19 protein-coding genes are annotated in these 17,635 nt (G+C 66.1%); 3 read left to right on the top strand and 16 right to left on the bottom strand.

Annotation, left to right across the window (positions count from 1 at the left end; translation table 11 throughout):
* The 10 genes from ACOJSI_RS06625 to ACOJSI_RS06580 all read right to left on the bottom strand — a co-directional run bounded on the left by ACOJSI_RS06625 (position 1) and on the right by ACOJSI_RS06580 (position 7,494).
* The gene (locus tag ACOJSI_RS06625) at positions 1-516 is read right to left on the bottom strand and encodes a DUF6438 domain-containing protein (protein ID WP_420137475.1); all 516 of its coding nucleotides are present in this window, start codon (positions 514-516) and stop codon (positions 1-3) included.
* A complete protein-coding gene (locus tag ACOJSI_RS06620; protein ID WP_420137474.1) occupies positions 513-926 on the bottom strand; it encodes a hypothetical protein in 414 nt (137 codons plus the stop codon). Before ACOJSI_RS06620 ends, ACOJSI_RS06625 begins: the two co-directional genes overlap by 4 nt.
* 121 nt (positions 927-1,047) lie before the next feature.
* A complete protein-coding gene (locus tag ACOJSI_RS06615) occupies positions 1,048-2,289 on the bottom strand; it encodes an adenosylmethionine--8-amino-7-oxononanoate transaminase (protein WP_420137473.1) in 1,242 nt (413 codons plus the stop codon).
* The gene (bioD, locus tag ACOJSI_RS06610; RefSeq protein WP_420137472.1) at positions 2,286-2,897 is read right to left on the bottom strand and encodes a dethiobiotin synthase; all 612 of its coding nucleotides are present in this window, start codon (positions 2,895-2,897) and stop codon (positions 2,286-2,288) included. Before bioD ends, ACOJSI_RS06615 begins: the two co-directional genes overlap by 4 nt.
* The gene (locus ACOJSI_RS06605; protein ID WP_420137471.1) at positions 2,894-3,616 is read right to left on the bottom strand and encodes a methyltransferase; all 723 of its coding nucleotides are present in this window, start codon (positions 3,614-3,616) and stop codon (positions 2,894-2,896) included. The genes bioD and ACOJSI_RS06605 overlap by 4 nt, the downstream gene beginning before the upstream one ends.
* The gene (locus ACOJSI_RS06600) at positions 3,613-4,209 is read right to left on the bottom strand and encodes an alpha/beta fold hydrolase (RefSeq protein WP_420137470.1); all 597 of its coding nucleotides are present in this window, start codon (positions 4,207-4,209) and stop codon (positions 3,613-3,615) included. Before ACOJSI_RS06600 ends, ACOJSI_RS06605 begins: the two co-directional genes overlap by 4 nt.
* Positions 4,206-5,366 (bottom strand): aminotransferase class I/II-fold pyridoxal phosphate-dependent enzyme, encoded by a 1,161-nt coding sequence (locus tag ACOJSI_RS06595; RefSeq protein ID WP_420137487.1) that lies wholly within the window; start codon positions 5,364-5,366, stop codon positions 4,206-4,208. The genes ACOJSI_RS06600 and ACOJSI_RS06595 overlap by 4 nt, the downstream gene beginning before the upstream one ends.
* A complete protein-coding gene (locus tag ACOJSI_RS06590) occupies positions 5,363-6,484 on the bottom strand; it encodes an endonuclease/exonuclease/phosphatase family protein (protein ID WP_420137469.1) in 1,122 nt (373 codons plus the stop codon). Before ACOJSI_RS06590 ends, ACOJSI_RS06595 begins: the two co-directional genes overlap by 4 nt.
* A gap of 96 nt (positions 6,485-6,580) precedes the next feature.
* Entirely contained in the window at positions 6,581-6,985 is a 405-nt protein-coding gene (locus ACOJSI_RS06585) for a YybH family protein (RefSeq protein ID WP_420137468.1), read from the bottom strand.
* Between the two features lie 53 nt (positions 6,986-7,038).
* Entirely contained in the window at positions 7,039-7,494 is a 456-nt protein-coding gene (locus ACOJSI_RS06580; RefSeq protein WP_420137467.1) for a carboxymuconolactone decarboxylase family protein, read from the bottom strand.
* Between the two features lie 167 nt (positions 7,495-7,661).
* Between ACOJSI_RS06580 and ACOJSI_RS06575 the strand changes: the two genes are divergently transcribed.
* Positions 7,662-8,603 carry a sigma-70 family RNA polymerase sigma factor gene (locus ACOJSI_RS06575; RefSeq protein WP_420137466.1) on the top strand — a complete coding sequence of 314 codons (942 nt, stop codon included), beginning with the start codon at positions 7,662-7,664 and terminating at the stop codon, positions 8,601-8,603.
* 32 nt (positions 8,604-8,635) lie between these two features.
* Here the strand turns inward: ACOJSI_RS06575 and ACOJSI_RS06570 are convergent, their stop codons facing one another.
* On the bottom strand, positions 8,636-9,427 hold the full coding sequence (locus tag ACOJSI_RS06570) for a hypothetical protein (protein WP_420137465.1): 792 nt from the start codon (positions 9,425-9,427) through the stop codon (positions 8,636-8,638).
* A 280-nt stretch (positions 9,428-9,707) separates the two neighbouring features.
* Between ACOJSI_RS06570 and mgtE the strand changes: the two genes are divergently transcribed.
* The gene (gene mgtE / locus ACOJSI_RS06565; protein ID WP_420137464.1) at positions 9,708-11,063 is read left to right on the top strand and encodes a magnesium transporter; all 1,356 of its coding nucleotides are present in this window, start codon (positions 9,708-9,710) and stop codon (positions 11,061-11,063) included.
* Between the two features lie 103 nt (positions 11,064-11,166).
* Positions 11,167-13,050 (top strand): peptidase M61, encoded by a 1,884-nt coding sequence (locus ACOJSI_RS06560; RefSeq protein WP_420137463.1) that lies wholly within the window; start codon positions 11,167-11,169, stop codon positions 13,048-13,050.
* A 14-nt stretch (positions 13,051-13,064) separates the two neighbouring features.
* Here the strand turns inward: ACOJSI_RS06560 and rpoN are convergent, their stop codons facing one another.
* From rpoN to ACOJSI_RS06535, 5 genes are all read right to left on the bottom strand, one after another.
* Positions 13,065-14,549, bottom strand: a complete 1,485-nt coding sequence (rpoN, locus tag ACOJSI_RS06555) for an RNA polymerase factor sigma-54 (RefSeq protein ID WP_420137462.1) — start codon at positions 14,547-14,549, stop codon at positions 13,065-13,067.
* Between the two features lie 18 nt (positions 14,550-14,567).
* Positions 14,568-15,344 (bottom strand): LPS export ABC transporter ATP-binding protein, encoded by a 777-nt coding sequence (gene lptB / locus ACOJSI_RS06550; RefSeq protein ID WP_420137461.1) that lies wholly within the window; start codon positions 15,342-15,344, stop codon positions 14,568-14,570.
* A 117-nt stretch (positions 15,345-15,461) separates the two neighbouring features.
* Positions 15,462-16,031 carry an LptA/OstA family protein gene (locus ACOJSI_RS06545; RefSeq protein ID WP_420137460.1) on the bottom strand — a complete coding sequence of 190 codons (570 nt, stop codon included), beginning with the start codon at positions 16,029-16,031 and terminating at the stop codon, positions 15,462-15,464.
* Positions 16,028-16,675 carry an LPS export ABC transporter periplasmic protein LptC gene (lptC, locus tag ACOJSI_RS06540; protein ID WP_420137459.1) on the bottom strand — a complete coding sequence of 216 codons (648 nt, stop codon included), beginning with the start codon at positions 16,673-16,675 and terminating at the stop codon, positions 16,028-16,030. The genes ACOJSI_RS06545 and lptC overlap by 4 nt, the downstream gene beginning before the upstream one ends.
* Positions 16,676-16,679: 4 nt before the next feature.
* Positions 16,680-17,297 carry a ribonuclease D gene (locus ACOJSI_RS06535; RefSeq protein WP_420137458.1) on the bottom strand — a complete coding sequence of 206 codons (618 nt, stop codon included), beginning with the start codon at positions 17,295-17,297 and terminating at the stop codon, positions 16,680-16,682.
* Positions 17,298-17,635: the final 338 nt, after the last annotated feature.

The following is a 17,635-nucleotide window of genomic DNA, read 5'->3' as shown; positions in this document are numbered from 1 at the left end:
TCAGCCGCGTGAAGCGCCGGGCCGGGTGGTTTGCTTGGCCCAATCGGCAATGCCGAGCTGGCCCGGAAGCGCGCGCAAGCGTTGCACCAGCGCCTGTCCGGCGCCGCCCGGGCAGCCGCTTTGTACCGTCGCGCTCGTCTTGCGTCCGGCCGGGTCGGTCCACGTAATGATGTAAGGCGAAGTATCCGTGACGGCTGCGCTACAGTCGATCGTCGCCTCGGTGCCGTCTGCGGGACGGAAGGGCGCGAGGTCGCGCGCGAGACGGCGATAGGTCGACATGCCGGCCATGCGCGCGCGTTCGCCCAGCACTGCCGTATGCCGCTGCCCTTCGAAGCGAACCGTGCCATCCGGCGCGACGCTGGTGCTGTAGACCGGGCAGAAACCGAAGCAGGGGCCGACCGCGACGGTTATCGTCTCGCCGCTGGTCGCGGCCGATCCCGGATGCGGCATCGGCGCGCAGGCGTTGAGCCCCAGCATCGCCAGCAGCGCCAGGGAGGAAGGAAGAGCGCCCCTCACCGTACAAACCCGCGCAGCCCGGCCGGCAGCATATAAGCGGGGCAGTAGCCGTAGGTGCTGCCCTTGCCGTGCGTCTTCAACGTGAAGGTCAGCGCGTCTGGCACGGTGACCGTCTGGCGTTCGGTGACGCGTGGCGCCGGGCCAGCGCCGGCATCGATGCAGGATTGGCTGACCTCGTAGCGATTGCCCTTCCGCGACAGGATCCGCGCACGGCAGGCGCGGCTGTGCGCACTGTTGATGCCCCGCCCATCATAATAGCGCACGACCGCGTTCGGCGCGGTGTTGCAGGCCACATCCTTGCGCACATAGATGCCGGGCTTCAGCCGGTAGACGCCACCCGGTTGCGGCGATGTGTCGGCGCTGGCGGCGGCGGCCGTGGCGGCTGCGGCACCCATGATCAGGATTGGCATTCTGGCTAGGTGTATCGGCAAGACGTCCTCACATGCTGGCTCCGCTTCGCGCTTAGCGCAGGCCAGCTGAATGATAGACGTTGCCGCCTGCCGCAGACCTCTGAAACGTCGTCAAATTCGCCTACGCCTGAAACCGCGCCGCCGCTTCGGCAATGCCCAGGTAGATTGCGTCGAGATCCGTCTCATCGATGCAATAAGGCGGCATCACATAGACGACATTGCCCATCGGCCGGACCAGCAGGTTGCGTTCGCGAAAATGCGCCGCCAGGGCAGGACCGATCGTCGCCAGATAATTGCCATCGCCGGGCCCGATCTCGCACGCTGCAATGGTGCCGAACACGCGCGGGTTGCGGACATGCGGCAGCGCGGCCATCCGCGCCTGCTGGCGCGCGCCAAGTATATCCACGCGCTCCAGCACGGGTTCGTCCCGCCAGATATCCAAATTGGCGACGGCCGCCGCACAGGCGATCGGGTTGGCCGTGTAGCTGGACGAATGGAACAGCATCTTCGCCTTGTCGGTCGATCGATGCGCCTCGAATATCTCCGGCGTCGCCATCGTGACGGCGAGCGGAATGGCGCCGCCGGTCAGCCCTTTCGACAGGCATAGAATATCCGGCACGACCCCGGCCTGATCGCATGCGAGCAGGGTGCCGGTGCGGCCCCAGCCGGTCATCACCTCGTCTGCGATAAACAGCACGCCGGCGGCTGCGCAAATCCTGCGCATCTCGGCCAGGATTGCGGGCCCGTAGAACAACATGCCGCCCGCACCCAGCACGAGCGGTTCGACGATCAGCGCCGCCGGCTTCTCCCGGCACGCCGCGTCCAGCGCGTCGAGCGTGTTCTGGCCATCGCCGATCGGGAAGGGCAGCGCGCCGACGTCGAACAATAAGGGCGCATATGCCTGGTTATAAACGCCGCGCGCACCGACCGACATGCCGCCGACCGTATCGCCATGATAGCCATGCTCCAGCGTCAGGATGCGGTGGCGCGGCTCGCCCCGGTTAAGCCAGTAACCGAGCGCCATCTTCAGCGCCACCTCCACCGAGGTGGAGCCCGAATCGGAAAAGAAGACGTGCGCCAACGGGGCAGGCATCATCTCGACCAGACGTTGCGCGAGGGTCTCGGCCGGTTCATGGGTCCAACCGGCGAAGATGATCTGGTCCAGCTTTGCCGTCTGTTCCTGGATCGCGGCGACAATGCGCGGGTGGCGGTGGCCATGGGTCGTGACCCACCAGGACGAAATCGCATCGATGATACGCCGCCCGTCGGTCGTGAACAGCGCCGCGCCCTCGCTCTGCGTGACGCGCGGTATCGGCTCATTCAGCCCATGCTGGGTGAAAGGGTGCCAGACCGGTGACGTCATTGCATGAAATCCTCGATTCGGAAGCCGTCGGCAAAGGCTTGTCCCAGGCTGGCGGCATCGAGCGGATCCAGCCACGGTAGCCGGCCCAGCCGCCGCACCTTGCCGATTGCGGCGATCGTCGCCTCATTGTCGGCATTGGCATCGCCGATGAAGGCGATACCCCGGATCGGCACGCCGCGGGCGCGCAAGGCTTCGATCGACAGCAGACTGTGATTGATCGTGCCGAGCGATGTCCGCGCTGCGAGCACGACCGGCATGTTCCAGCGCGCGAAGAGGTCGGCGAACAACAGGTCGCGCGTCACGGGCACCAGCACGCCACCGGCGCCCTCGGCCACCAGCGGCCCCTCCGGCGGGACGATGGCGTCGGGATCGATGGTGATCCCGTCACACTCGGCGGCGCGATGCGGCGAGAGGGGAGCGGTCAGGCGATAGGCACTCGGATGGATCTGCCGCACGCCCAGTGCGGCGACCGCGTCGGCATCCTCGCCGTCGGCCAGGCCGGACTGGATCGGCTTCCAATAGGGCGTATCCGTCGCGGCGGCGATGGCGGCGGACATGATGGTCTTGCCGATGCCGGTATCGGTTCCGGTAACGATCAGGCGGATCATGGCTCTCCCAGGCAGGTGGCGACGACATAGGTCGCGGTGGCGCCCTCCTCCTCGAAGCGCGCCATGACGGTGCGCAACTGGGCGGGGCTGAGCGGTCGATGGCCAGGCTGGGGCGTGCCCGCCCCGATCGCCTTCAGGCCGCGCAGAAAATCGCGCGCATCGGCATGATGCAGCACGCGCGTTTCCAGGCTCACCTTCAGCCCGATCGCGCGCAGCGCGTCGGCAGACGGATAAGCGTGGATGCCGCAGGGCAGGTCGCCGTGGGCGCGCTGCCATTCCGCAAAGCTGCCCGCAGCGAGCGTCGTAAAGGCGAGCTTGCCGCCCGGGGCGAGCCGCGCACGCAAACGCGTCACCGCGCCGGGCAGGTCGCCGAACCATTGGGCAGCCAGGCTGGAGCAGATCAGATCGAAGGGCCCGGCCTGATCGGGATGCTCCCCATCCATGATCGCGAAGCGCACGTCGGCGCGGTCGGCGAAGCGCTTTTGCGCGCGGCCGATCATCGCAGGCGCGATGTCCGTCATCAGCCAGCGTGCACCGGGCAAGCGATCAAGCAGCATCTCCCCCAACAGCCCGGTACCGCAGCCAAGTTCCAGCAGGCGCGGGCGCTCCGGCAGCGGCAAGGTTGCGATTCGATCGGCCAGCCCCGCCGCGACATGCCGCTGGACGATGGCATGGCGATCATAGTCCGTCGCCCGGTCGAATGCGGTGGCGACCTTCATGGCAGCACCGCACGGATCTGGGCCGCGCACCAATCGGGATGGGTAAGCGGCAGCAGGTGGCCCGCGCCCGCCAATGTCGCGCGCGGCGCCCCGCAAAAAACGGCCTCGCGCATCTCCGGCGGCAGGATCGGATCTTCGTCTCCCTGCAATACCAGCCGCGGACGCGCCGCTCCCCGCACATCGCCGGTCGCGAGCAGATCGAGGTCGTCGGCCAGACGCTCGCGGTCGATCTTGCCGTCCACAGCAACGGCGCCCGCGCGGGCACGAAAGGCGTTCAGCACCTCGCCCGGCGCGTCGCCAAAGCGGTATCGCATGCGATCGATCACCCGCAACGGGACGGCACCATCACCGACAAAGCGATCGAAGCCGTTGATCGCGATCAGGCCGATGCAGCCGGGCGGCAGCTTGGAGGCCAAGATCAGGCTGCCGAGGGAATGGCCGATCGCAATAGTTGGCCCGGTAACCGGCGCCGTGATTGGCTGTCCGAAATAGCCGCGATCCCACGTGATCGTCTCCAGCGGCGCCAGCGCGCGCCGCAGTCCGTCCCACACGGACGCGTCAAAGCCCCAGCCGTGCAGGAACAGCAAGTTCACGCGCGCTGCCCGATGATCGTGTCGGCCAGCCGTTCGACATCAGCCTCGTCATGTGTAGCATGCAACGCGATGCGCAGCCGGCTTGTGCCCGCCGGCACCGTCGGCGGGCGGATCGCGGCGGCGAGCATGCCGTTGGCTGCAACGGCGTCGGCCAGCGCCAGCGCCGTCGACGCATCGCCGACGATTGCCGGCACGATCTGCGTGGCACTGGCGCCCGTATCGATCCGGGCTGCCTGGAGGCGTGCCCGCAGGCCATCGGCCAGCGTAGCGAGCCGCGCGCGCTCAGCCGTCATACCCGGCACCAGATCGAGCGCGGCATCGATCGCGCCCAGCATCGCCGGCGGCGGCGCGGTCGAGAAGATGAAGCCGCCGCAGGCATTGATCAGGTAATCGATCAGCAGCTGCGATCCCGCGACATAGGCGCCGAAGCATCCAAATGCCTTGCTGAACGTGCCCATCACCAGATCGATCTGCCCCGGCAGCGCGGCGGACAGGCCACGCCCGTCCGGTCCGAGCACGCCGGTGGCATGCGCTTCGTCCAGATAAAGGAAGGCATCGTGCGCGCGGGCGATCTGCACGAGGCGCGACAGGTCGGTGCGGTCGCCGTCCATGCTGAACACGCTTTCCGTGACGATCAGCCTGGGGCCATCATGATCCGGATAGTCGGCAAGCAGTGCCTCCAGATGGTCCAGATCATTGTGTCGAAAGCGGATCTGGCGATGGCCGGCAGCCCCGGCATGCAGGCTGCCATGGATCAGCCGATCGCTGAACAGCAGCGTCTCCGGGGCGGCCTTCAGCAACGCGCCCAACACCGCTGCATTGCAGTGCCAGCCGGATGGGAACAGCAAAGCGGCTTCCGTCCCCTTGAACGCCGCAATCTTCCGTTCCAGCGCCAGATGCGCCTCGCGTGTGCCCGTCACCAGGCGCGATGCACCGGCGCCCGCACCCAGCGTCTGCGCCCATTGCACCGACCGCTCGATCAGCAGCGGATGCATCGACAAGCCCAGATAGTCGTTGCTGGAAAAGTCGATGAGCGCTGCTCCGCCCCGGACCAGCCGCGCACCAGCGTCCGGCGTGCTCGCTGTCAGCGTGCGGCGTTCGCGGCGCGTGTCGATTCGCTCCAGTGCGCGCGCGAAATGGGTCTCCATCCGCCTCACCGTGAACCGCCGCATATCGGCAATTCACGCGACGGTGGCTGCACTAACCCCCGCCACATAAGCTCGTACGTCACCAGAAAGCCGTCATGGTCCGAAAGCTTTGGACTGTGCGGGCTCCCGTCGAACATCGCCTCCACCCGCACCGGACGAATATCCACCGGAACGACGCCATTGGCCGTTTCGCCGCCCGCAAAGAATTGCAGATCCTGCGTGTCCAGCCATGGCGCGTCGCCGTCCCACGACATCCGCACATCGCACCCGCCGCGCGGATCGGCGCAGGTCGCGTGGACCAGGGTCAGCGCCTGATAGCGCGTGAAATTCTCCCACCTTTCTTCCGAATGGCGCATGTTGAAATCGCCGCCGAAGATGACTGCCGCCGCATCGTCATGCGTGCGGTCGATGAAGCGCGATGCCGCCAGCGATTGCCGCTCATGTGCGGCGACATGGCGGGCCTCCGGCGCGCCGGAGGCGCCGCGCGAGTTCATATGGGTGTTGTAGACGTCCAGCGGCACCGGCAGGCCGGGCAGCGCGATCCGCGCCAGCATGATGCCCTTGTTGGCCAGGCAATCGCGCCCGGCGCACGCGCGCGGACCATAAGCCTGTTCCGCTTGGGCGACGATCGGGAAGCGCGACGCGATCACCAGCCCGCTGCCCGCCAGATGGATCCCGAGTTCCGACAGCATCCTCTTGCCCGGCAGCGGCGGTAGCGTGTCGCCGCTGGCCCGCGTGGTCCGACGTGGGCCGGCGGCGAGCGCCGCATAGCCGCTCGCATCGGCTGCCCGCTTGGCGGCGCTGCTGAACACCTCCTGAAACAGGATGATGTCGGGCCCTCGGCCCGATCGGCGCAGCGCGTCCAGCCGCTTGCCGATCTCGCGCAGTTGCGGCCCGCGATTCTTGCGCGCCGGCCAGCCCAGGCCTTCGATATTGTACGTCAGAACGGACAGCCGTAGCCCATGCGTCTGTCCGTCCTCCGACGACACGGGCGTCAGCGCCGGCATGCATGCGGCCGAACGAACCGGCGGCGCGACGCCGCATCCGCCGAGCAGGGCAAGCCCCGCGCAGGATGCGATCAGCGCCAACAGCCGCGCCTGCCGGTTCATGCTCCGAACATTGCTCATTGCCCGCCGCATCTAGGCGGCTGCCCGGCGCTCCGAAAGCCTCACATGGTGAAGTGCCTGCCGATTGAGGCAAGGAAGCCGGTCCCCGCGCCTGGGCTAGGCCAGGCCGCGCACCTGCGTTCCAAAGGGATTGTCAATCAGATATCGCCAATAGCCGTCCGTGCCGCGCCGCGCGATATCGTTCGCCGTCCCGACCATATGAACGTCTTCGCCGGCCGGGGTCCTGCCGACAATATTCCAGTCCAGCACCAGCGACGCAATCGTGTCCGCGACGAAGATGTGGCGAGCGATGATCACCATCGGCAGTTGGACACTGTAATATTTCAACAGTTCGGCGCGTATCGCCGCGATGCCGCGATTAGGCGTACCGTCGGGGCTGACGAGGATGGCGTCAGGTTCGTAAAACCCGCACATGATGTCGACGTCCATCGAGTTGAAATGCTGAAGCAGCGCAGGGACGATGCCCTCGGGTGTACGCGAAAGGGTAGGCTTGGAGGCCATGATCGAATTTCCTGAATGTTGGAAAATGGAAGGCGCGATGGTGCCCGCAGCCCTCAGGCCTGCGCCTTTACGGGAAGGCGAAAAGGCACGCCCAGCCGATTGAACGCGTTCATGGTCGCGATCGCGATAGTCAGGTCGACCAGATCCTTAGGCGCGAATGCGGCGGCAGCAGCAGCATAGTCCGCGTCGGGTGCATGCGTTTCGCTCACCCGCGTCACGCTCTCCGCCCACGCCAGCGCCGCGCGATACTGATCCGAAAAGAGGTGCGGAACCTCTTCCCACACCGGCACCAGCACAAGCTTTTCGACCGACATCGTCTTGAGCAGATCGCGGCTGTGCAGGTCGATACAATGTGCGCAGCCGTTGATCTGCGAGACGCGCAGAAACACCAAATGGATCAGTTCCTGCGGCAGATTGGTGCCGGTCATAAGATAATGGTGGATGCCAAACAGCGCCTTGGCACCTTCGGGCGCAACGTCATTCCAGATCAGCCTGCTGTGCTCGCTCATGGGAGACCTCCTCGTCGAAGAGCGCCGCCGATCGGCGCCCGCAGCCTTGACGAGCCGGGACGAACCGACGTGACATGTGGCTCGAAAAATGATGGATCGCTGCTTCTCCATGTCACATCCAGCGGGCGTGACGCGTCGTCTGCTCGACCGCCCTGGGGATGCTGGCAGTGAAGAAATCCGGTCCGGACGAAGACGAATCTCGGTCGCCACGTGATCAGCGCACCGCCGACTTTCAGGCCGAACGCGCCCGTCTGGCGCGGCTGGCCTATCGGATGATGGGGTCGTTCAGCGAGGCAGAGGATATCGTACAGGACGCCTGGTTGCGCTGGCAGCGCGTCGAAGGGGACATCGATACCCCGGCCGGCTATCTGACCCGCATCGTCACGCGCCTCTGTCTCGACCGGCTGAAGTCGGCGCGCGCGCGGCGCGAAACCTATGTCGGGCCGTGGCTGCCCGATCCGATAGTGGGCAAGACCGAACCCGACGCGGTGTCTGCGGACGACATCACCGTCACGCTCATGCTCGCGATGGAGCGATTGTCACCGCTCGAACGGGCGGCGTTCCTGCTCCACGACGTCTTCGATGTCCCTTTGCGCGACGTAGCCGTGACGCTGGACCGGGAGCCCGCTGCCGTACGCCAGCTTGCGTCGCGGGCGCGCAAGCATGTTCAGGCCGCGCGACCGCGCTTCACCGTGCCCGCAAACGAAGCCGATCGGATCGCCCGCGCCTTCTTCGTCGCCGCGCGCGATGGCGATACGGCCCAATTGTCCGCTTTGCTGGCGCAGGACGTCGCCATCCACACCGATGGTGGCGGCAAGGTCATCGCCTTCCGCAAGATCGTGCGCGGTATCGATCGCGCATTGCGCCTGTTCGCCAGCCTCCGCCGCAAGAACGCGCCTTTGCCCACGCTCGTCCGGATCGCCAGGATCGATGGGCTGCCGGGCTATATCAGTATCGATCGGGGCAGCATCCTGCAGACCACCGCCCTCGACATCCACAACGACCGGATCACGACCATCTACATCGTCCGCAATCCCGACAAACTGGCGCATCTTGCAACCGAACGACCGAACTCACCTCGGACGATCGATGCAGCCGTCAAAGATTAAGCCCACGCAGCTGTCCCAAGGGGCAGGAAAGCTCAACAGGGCAGGACGGAGACGATGCTGGACAGGCCATGCACGATAGCGCGCGCAACCCGCGCTTTGAAGAGCGCGATGTCGCACAGCATCCCGAAGACGAGCACCAGCCAGGCCGCATAGCCGTATCCGGTATAATCCGCATACAGGATGGTGAAGAACCAGTTCTGTCCAAACAGGTAGATTGTGCTGCTCCCGATCGTTGCGACGCACAGCAGCATGGCCGGCACGAACAAGGGCTCAATATGTTGGGGCTTCAGCGCGGAGAGCAGAAGCAGTGCGAGAAAGGCGATCATATTCGTCGCGGCGAAGATGCGCAGATCGTTCAGCAGATCGCCGACGATCGCGCCATATTCGCCTAGGATGATGCGCTGGAGCTGCGGTGCCGCACGATCCATCTCGGGAATATGCAGGCTGCCGGAAAGGGCCAGGCTTTGCAGCAGAAAAGCGCGGCAGGCGCACTGCGGATCCTGCAAGCGCGCGACGCTCGCCTTGATGCGGGGCTTGAGTTCTGCGCCTAATTGCGCCTGTAGCGCCCCTATCTCCTCGCCATGCCGAGCAGATAGCGTTCTAGCGAGCCGGCCGAGCCTTGTTCCATCCAGCGTGTTCTGAACGCCCCCGATCTTGGCCGACACCTGCCGCTCGATCTGGCGTTCGATAAAGCCGCGCGCTGCCTGCTCGACCCTAAGGGGCGACAAGGATGCCAATGCCAGCACGAGGCCGAACAGTAGCGCCCCGCCGACGCCGATCACGCGGATTATCAGCGTTCTTCGACGCGCGTTCGACGGTATCAATGCAGGCTTCCTCCCCCAATCGGTGCCAACCCACCATGATGCACAGACGGTGTCAAACCGGGTGCGGGGCGGGCTGCGCGGTGACGTCTCGCAGGGACGTCGCGGTTGACTGGCGCGGGGCCCGGGGCCACATGGTTTTGCGGCGCAGAGTCCTGCGTCGATCCAGGAAGCGAGAACATGTCCAGCGACAGTTCCAGTAGGGCCGCACGCCCCGTGGTCGTCCGCTAGTTCGCACTGGCTGTCGTCCGCAGGGTCGTGCGGACGATGAGGTGTTACCATGATGACTAGCCTGACTGCCGGCGTCGCCGCCGGTTTCCGGCGCGACAAGCGCGGCGTCTACCTTGCCGATGTGGTCGAGATGCTGCAGGCCCTGCCGCGCGCCGAGGCGGCGACCGCTCTTGCGCACATGCCCGATGTTCGTGCGGTTGGCGCGCTCGACCGGCCCGAATTTACCGCCGCCCCGGATGTGGTGGCGCTGCTGCCTCTGCCGCGTGCGGTGCATCTCGTCGCGGAAATGTCGGAGGATCGCGCGGCGGACCTGCTTTCCGCCATGGAACCGGAGGCGGCGGCCCCCATCCTCGCCGCGCTGACGCCGGAGGTACAGCATTCGCTGCACCGGCTGCTGGCATGGCCGGCTGATAGCGCCGGCGGCATGATGACGACCGAATATGTGGCCTGCGCGGCGGATGCCAGCGTGGGCGATGTGCTCGATCACATCCGGACTGTCGAGCGCAGCCGCGAGACCATCTATTCGGTGTTCCTGATCGATGGCGACGATCGGCTGGTCGCCACCGTCTCGCTCCGACGCCTGATCGCCGCCGATCCAGCCTCGCCTGCACTGGATCTCGCGCGCGGGCGTGGACCCGTAACGGTGCCGCCCGACATGGATCGCGAAGAGGTGGCCGATCTGATCCGCCGTCACGATCTGCTGGCTTTGCCGGTGGTCGACGATGTCGGCCGGCCGCTCGGCATCGTCACGGTCGATGACGTGCTCGACGCGCTCGTGGCCGAACATACCGAAGACGCGCAGAAATTCGGCGGCGTCGAAGCGTTGGATCGCCCGTATCTGGAAACCGGCTTCTTCGCGATGATCCGCAAGCGGGCTGGCTGGCTGAGCGTGCTGTTCCTGTCGGAAATGCTCACCGCCAGCGCCATGCAGCATTTCGAGACGGAGCTGGAGCGCGCAGTCGTGCTTACCCTTTTCATCCCGCTGATCATGAGCTCGGGCGGCAATAGCGGCAGCCAGGCGACCTCGCTCCTGATCCGCGCACTCGCGCTGGGGCAGGTGCGGCTGCGGGATTGGTGGCGGGTTGCCATGCGCGAACTGCCGGCTGGCCTCGTGCTCGGCATGATCCTGGGCGTGATCGGCATCGTCCGTATCGCCGCCTGGCAGAAGCTCGGTTTCTACGATTATGGCCCGCACTGGATGCTGATCGCGGCGACGGTCGGCGCCGGGCTGGTCGGAATCGTCACCTTCGGCTCGATTGCCGGATCGATGCTGCCCTTCGTGCTGCAACGGCTCGGCTTTGATCCCGCCAGCGCGTCGGCGCCGTTCGTCGCCACCTTGGTCGACGTCACCGGCCTCGTCATCTATTTCTCGATCGCGCTCGCAATCCTCTCCGGAACCTTGTTGTAGCGATCAGGCGGCAGGCCTGCTGGCGCAGGCTCCGCGCGCACGGTAGAGGCCCGCCGCCCCTTGCTGGAGAAATTACGTGGCGGATCGGCGCGTTCGACTTCTGATGCCGCTCGTTGCGTCCGTTTTTGCCGGGATCGTGGCCGCGCAGCCCTCCGCCGGCCCGGTTTACGCCGTGCCCCAGTCCGACATCCCACCGCCGGTCGATCATGGCTTTGCTGGTGCGATCGCGCTGCACGTCGACGCGACCGACATCGCACACCGCATCTTCACCGTGCAGCAGCAGATTCCCGTAACGCAGGCGGGCGCCATGACCTTGCTCTATCCGCGCTGGGAAGCGGCAAGCCACGGCCCCAGTATCACCGTCACCGATCTGGCCGGGCTGACGATCAGCGCGGCCGGCAAGCCGATCGCCTGGCGCCGCGATCCGTACGAGCCGCATGGCTTTCACTTCGATACTCCACCCGGCACACGCGCCATCGATGTGCGGTTTCAGATGGTCGCGGGCGGCGATCTGCTGACGCCCGATATCGTTGCCGTGCCGTGGCAGCGGCTCATTCTTTATCCGGCCGGCTATTATGCGCGGAATATCCCGGTGGCGGCGTCCCTGGTCTTGCCGACAGGGCTGCGCGCCTTCACCGCACTGGATGCCGAGCGCACCGATGGGGAGACCATCCGCTTCCGCCAGACCGCGCTGGACGCCCTGCTCGACGCGCCTGTGCTCGCCGGTCGCTATACGCAGGCGTTGCCGCTGACCGCGCCGGGGCAGGGCGCGGTGACGCTCGATCTGGTTGCGCTGCGGCCTGGTGATCTGGTGGTTCCGCCGAAGCGGGCGGCGGAGTTGCGGCGGCTGATCGTGCAGATGCGCGCCGTATTCGGGCCGACGCCCTTCGCGCGCTATTCCATTCTCGCGCGGCTCAGCGACGATGGTTCCGCCGGCGGTACCGAGCATCGCGCGTCGAGCGAGAATGGTCTCGCTTCCACGCATTTCCGCGATTGGCCGGCGGAAATCCTCAACCGTGATCTGATCGCGCATGAAATCGTCCATGCCTGGAACGGCTTCTATCGCATGCCCGCCGACCTGTGGGCGCCGACGCCGAACGTGCCGGTCGCGGGCAGCCTGTTATGGGTCTATGAGGGCCAGACCGAATTCTGGGGGCGCGTGCTCGCCACCCGGGCGGGCCAGTTCACGCCGGCCGAGTTGCGCGATCGCCTGGCGGTCGAAGCAGCCGAGGTCGCCCGCCGGCCAGGCCGCGCCTGGCGGCCCTTGGCGGACGACGTCAACTATCCCAGCTTCATGCTGCGCCAGGCGGTACCGTGGCGGGATTGGCAGCGGCGGCGGGATTATTATTCCGAAGGCGTGATGCTGTGGCTGGCGGTCGATGCCGAGCTGCGCGCGCGCAGCGGCGGCCGCCGCGGCATCGATGATTTCGCGCACCTGTTCTTCGCCGGCGCCACGCCCGATGCGCCAACCCGCACCTATACGTTCGACGATCTCTGCCAGACGCTGAATGCCGTTGCGCCGGGCGATTGGTCCGGCATCTTGCGGGCCTGGCTCGATGGGCATGAGGAGGTCGATACGATGGTCGGTCTCACGCGCCATGGCTGGCGCCTGATCTTTACCGACATGCCCACCGCCGCCTTCCGTGCGAGCGAGGAGGAGGCCGGCGTTGCCGATCTGTCCTATTCGATCGGTCTGGCGGTGAACGATAAGGGCGTCGTCCGAAGCGTGGCATGGAACGGCCCGGCTTTCCGCGCCGGCCTGCGTGCGGGCGTGACGATCCTGACGGTCAACGGCGCGCCATTTGAACGGGAGACCTTGCTGGCAGCGATCCGCACGGCAGCGTCGCGTCCGCTCGTCCTGAGCGTCGATCAGGATGGCCGCCGGTCCGAGCGGATCATCACTTATACGGGCAGCCTGCGCTACCCGCGGCTCGAACGGATCGCTGATCGCCCCGATACGCTGAGCGCGCTGCTGGCTCCTCGCTAACGGGCGCGACGTGGCTAGCTGAGTGCCTTCTGCCGCCGTCGCTGGACCGAGGAGCCGAGGCCGATCGCCTCGCGATATTTGGCGACCGTCCGCCGCGCGATGTCGAACCCGCGCGCGTTCAGTATCTCCACCAGCTTGTCGTCGGACAGGACATCGCGGCCTTCCTCCGCGATCAGCTTGGCGATGTGGCTCTTCACCGCTTCGGCCGACACGCCTTCGCCGTCGCCGCCGGTAACGCCGCTGGTGAAGAAGTACTTGAGCTCGAACAGCCCGCGTTCGCACGACAGATATTTGTTGGACGTGACCCGGCTGACGGTCGATTCGTGCATGCCGATCGCATCCGCCACGGTGCGCAGCGTCAGCGGCTTCAGATGCGCGACGCCCTGCACGAAAAAGGCCTCCTGCTGCTTCACGATCTCGGTCGCGACCTTCACGATCGTGCGGGCGCGCTGGTCCAGCGCCTTGATCAGCCAGTTGGCACTGGCCAGGCAATCGGCCAGCCACGCCTTGCCATTCTTGTCCTGGGCCCCCGCCGCCAGCTCGCCATAATAACGGCGATCCAGCAACAGGCGGGGCAGGGTGGCGTTGTTGAGCTCGATCGACCAGCCGGCGCGCGTGCGGGCGATGAAGATGTCGGGCGATACCGGTGCCGCGCGTTCTCCACCAAAGCGTAAGCCCGGCTTGGGATCATAGGTGCGCAGTTCGCGGATCATGTCCGCGAAATCCTCCTCATCGACCCCGCACATGCGGCGTAGCTGCGCCAATTGCCCCTTGGCCAGCATGTCCAGATGGGCGAGCATCACCGCCATGCAGGGATCGTAGCGATCCGCCTCCTTCGCCTGCAGGGCCAGGCATTCGCCCAGGTTACGCGCGCCGACGCCGGTCGGATCGAAGTTCTGCACGACGGTCAGGATCTGTTCGGCATCGCCGACCGGGATACCCAGCGCCTCGGCCAATTCCTCCAGCGGTTGCTCCAGATAACCCGCCTCGTCGATCGCATCGATGATCCGCGCAGCGATGGTCAGCCCAACCCCGTCCAGGACCTCACCCGCCTGCGTCAGCAGATGGTCGCGCAGCGACGGCGCCTCGCCCGCCAGCGCATCCATGTCCGGCCCGTCTTCGGGGCCGGCACCGCTCAGCCCGTCCATGCCCAATTGGCCGCCGGCGCCGCTACCGGTGTCGTTCACGCTATCGTGGTGGAAGGTCTCGACGTCATAATCGACGTCCAGCGGGGCGTCGGCCTGCGCATCGCCGCTCTCGATCAGGCGATCAGCGGAGAGCGGCTCGCCGTCGCCATTGGCCTCGCTGCTGGTTTCGGCCTGTGGCGGCTCGCCATCGTCGCCGCCTGCCGCGAGCAGCGGGTTCTTCTCCAGCTCCTCGGCAATGACGCCTTCCAGCTCCAGGTTGGAAAGCGCCAGCAGCTTGATCGCCTGCTGCAATTGCGGCGTCATCACCAACGACTGCGTCTGGCGCAGGTCCAGGCGCGGGGCGAGGCTCATCGGCGCGAGGCGGTGGCCCTAGAGGGCGAAGCTCTCGCCGAGATAGAGGCGGCGCACCTCCTCATTGGCGACGAGCTCGGCCGGGCTGCCCTGGAACAGGACGCGGCCGTCATAGATGATGCAGGCGCGATCGACGATATCGAGCGTCTCGCGCACATTATGGTCGGTGATCAGCACGCCGATGTCGCGCCGCTTCAGATCTTTCACCAGATCGCGGATATCGCTGATCGAGATCGGATCGATGCCCGCGAACGGCTCGTCCAGCAGCATGATCGAAGGCGATGCCGCAAGCGCGCGCGCAATCTCGCAGCGGCGCCGTTCGCCGCCCGAAAGCGCCATGGCGGGCGCATCGCGCAGCCGCTCCAGATGGAATTCGCTGAGCAGAGCTTCCAGCCGGCTCTCGCGCGCGGCCTTTTCCGGTTCCGACGTTTCCAGCACCGCCATGATATTCTGGGCGACGTTCAGGCCACGGAAGATCGACGTTTCCTGCGGCAGATAGCCCAGCCCGAGGATCGCGCGGCGATACATGGGCAGCGACGTGACGTCGTTGCCGTCGAGCAGGATGCGGCCCTCATCCGGCTTCACCAGGCCCATCACCGAATAGAAGCAGGTCGTCTTGCCGGCGCCGTTCGGGCCGAGCAGACCGACGACCTCGCCGCGCGCCACATCCAGGCTGACGTCGTGCAGCACCTGGCGCTTGTCATAGGCCTTGGCGATCGAGACGATCGAAAGGCCGCATCCGTCGGCATTGCGGGCCGTGCAGGATTGGGGTTCGATAATGGCGGTTTCGTTCATGCTCGCTCTTCCAATAGCGCCTGCCCGGTTACCGCAAGCATCGACGAAGCGAAACGGCAAGTTTCTTGCAGTAAAGCGGCGCCGCACTGCGATCGCCGACTGCGCCGCACACAGCCTCTACTTGGGTGGGGTCTTGGTGCCGTTTGCCGGTGCCGCGGTCGTGCGCTGGGGCACTGTGAAATGCCCGGTCACGCGGCCGCCGGACCGGCTGGTATTGCCACCGTCCACAGAATTGCCGTCCACCGTCGCCCGCCCGGTATTCATGTCGATCACCAATCGCGCCCCGTTGACCGTATTGGCGCCGCGCACCAGCGACACGTTGCCGATCAGCGTGATCAGCCGGCGGTTGACGTCGTAAATGCCGAAACTGCCCTTGGCGCGCTCCGTCGGCGAGACCACGGTCACGCCGCCCGATGCATCGATCCGGTTGATCTGGGGATTGCCGCCCGGCGTCTGCGACTGCGTGTAGCTCGCCGTCATGCGGGCGGCATCCATCGTCATGTCGCCCTGGATGACATGGACATTGCCGACCCAGATGGCGCGATCGGCGCGGTCCTGCACCTCCAGGTGGTCGGAAGAAATGTCGATCGGGGCATTGCTGTCATGGCCCTTGAGCGCGGAAAGCCCCTGGGCGGACGCGGAACCGGTCAGCGCGACGAGCGCAAGCAGGGCCAAAGCACGGGTCATCGCGCGCCTCTGGACTGGCCCTGAACGATATGCAAGCGGGTGCGACCATCAAGATGAACGATGCGCCGTTCCAGATCGGCGCGCATGATGTCGGCAGAGAAGGTGCCGAGCGGCATCGTGCCCGTCACGGGCCCACGGCTGCGCGCCAATCGCTCGCTCATGTCGACCAGTACGTCGCGGGTGGTAATGTGATAGCCGCCCTTGCTGTCGAACCGCACCGGCCCGTCAATCGCGATATTCTCCGTATTCAGGTCATAGCGTCCGCGATTCGCGCGAATCGTCGCCGGGCCGTCGCTCAGCTGGATCTTCGCGTTCAGCGTCTGCAGGTGGACGATCGGCACACGCGAATTCTGCTGCACCGCCGATCCCGCATCCAGCACGAACGGCTGGCCCTTCTTGTCGTCGCCGCGATAGGAGGCCCGTGTCACGCGCAGCCGTTCGCTCGCCACATCCACGCGATCCTTGGACAGGACGAAGCTGATGTCGCGGCCTACCGCCAGCGGCGCGAACGCCAGAAAGGCGAACAGAACGCCGACCGCGATCGGCAGCATGATGCGCATCGTCGCGATCAGCCCATCATGGCTGCTGCCCGCCGCCGCCCAGCGACGTCGTTCGATCCGTTGCTGTTCGGCGAGCTGCGACATGCGATCACATATGCGCGAAAATGTCGACGTCCGGCCAGCCGGCCAGGTCGAGCTCGGCGCGGGCCGGCAGGAAGTCGAAACAGGCCTGCGCCAGCGCCATGCGGTTCTCCCGCACCAGCCGCTCGTTCAGGATGGTGCGCATTTGGTGGAGGTAGCGGACGTCGGACGCGGCATAATCCTTCTGCGCGTCGCTCAGCTCGGTTGCGCCCCAATCCGAGGATTGCTGCTGCTTGGAAATCTCGATGCCCAGCAACTCGCGCACCAGCTCCTTCAGCCCGTGGCGATCGGTGTAGGTGCGAATCAGTCGCGATGCGATCTTGGTGCAATAGACGGGCGCTGCCACCACGCCGAGATAATGGCGCACCGCCGCCAGATCGAAACGGGCGAAATGATACAGTTTCAGCCGCTCCGGATCGGCCAGCACCGCGCGCAGGTTGGGTGCGGCGAACGTGCTGCCGGGGGCGAAGCGCACCAGATGCTCGTCGCCGCCGCCGTCGCTGATCTGAACCAGGCACAGGCGGTCGCGATGGGTGTTAAGTCCCATCGTCTCGGTATCCACCGCGACCGGGCCTGGCGCCAGGATGCCGGCGGGCAAATCTTCTTCGTGTAAATGAACCGTCATTCGGGCCAGATAGGCGCAGCGAACAGATCGCTCAATGCCGCGGATGATTTCCCACCATGGAATCACCGAAAGCGCTCGCGGTGTGGACGAAACTTCTGTATGGGCCGATTTTGGCTTGGCATAACCTGCCGCGCTGTAAGGTTCGCGTGCGCTTGCCCGGCGCCCACGAATGCGATGACAGGGGCGAATCGGGAAGATTTTGACGGCATGAGTTTCGATCGAGGGCGGCGCGGGCAGCGCGGCGGCAAGGACAAGCGCGACGGCTTTGGCGAAGATAGCTTCGGCGGCGGCTATGGCGGTGGCGGCGATCGCTTCGGTGGCGGCGGCTATGGCGGCGG

The sequence above is a fragment of the Sphingomonas sp. genome (assembly GCF_048595155.1).
In the GTDB taxonomy this organism is placed as follows: Bacteria; Pseudomonadota; Alphaproteobacteria; order Sphingomonadales; family Sphingomonadaceae; genus Sphingomonas_I.
The sequence above is the reverse complement of the archived record's forward strand: the minus strand, read 5'-3'. Positions and strand labels throughout refer to the sequence as shown.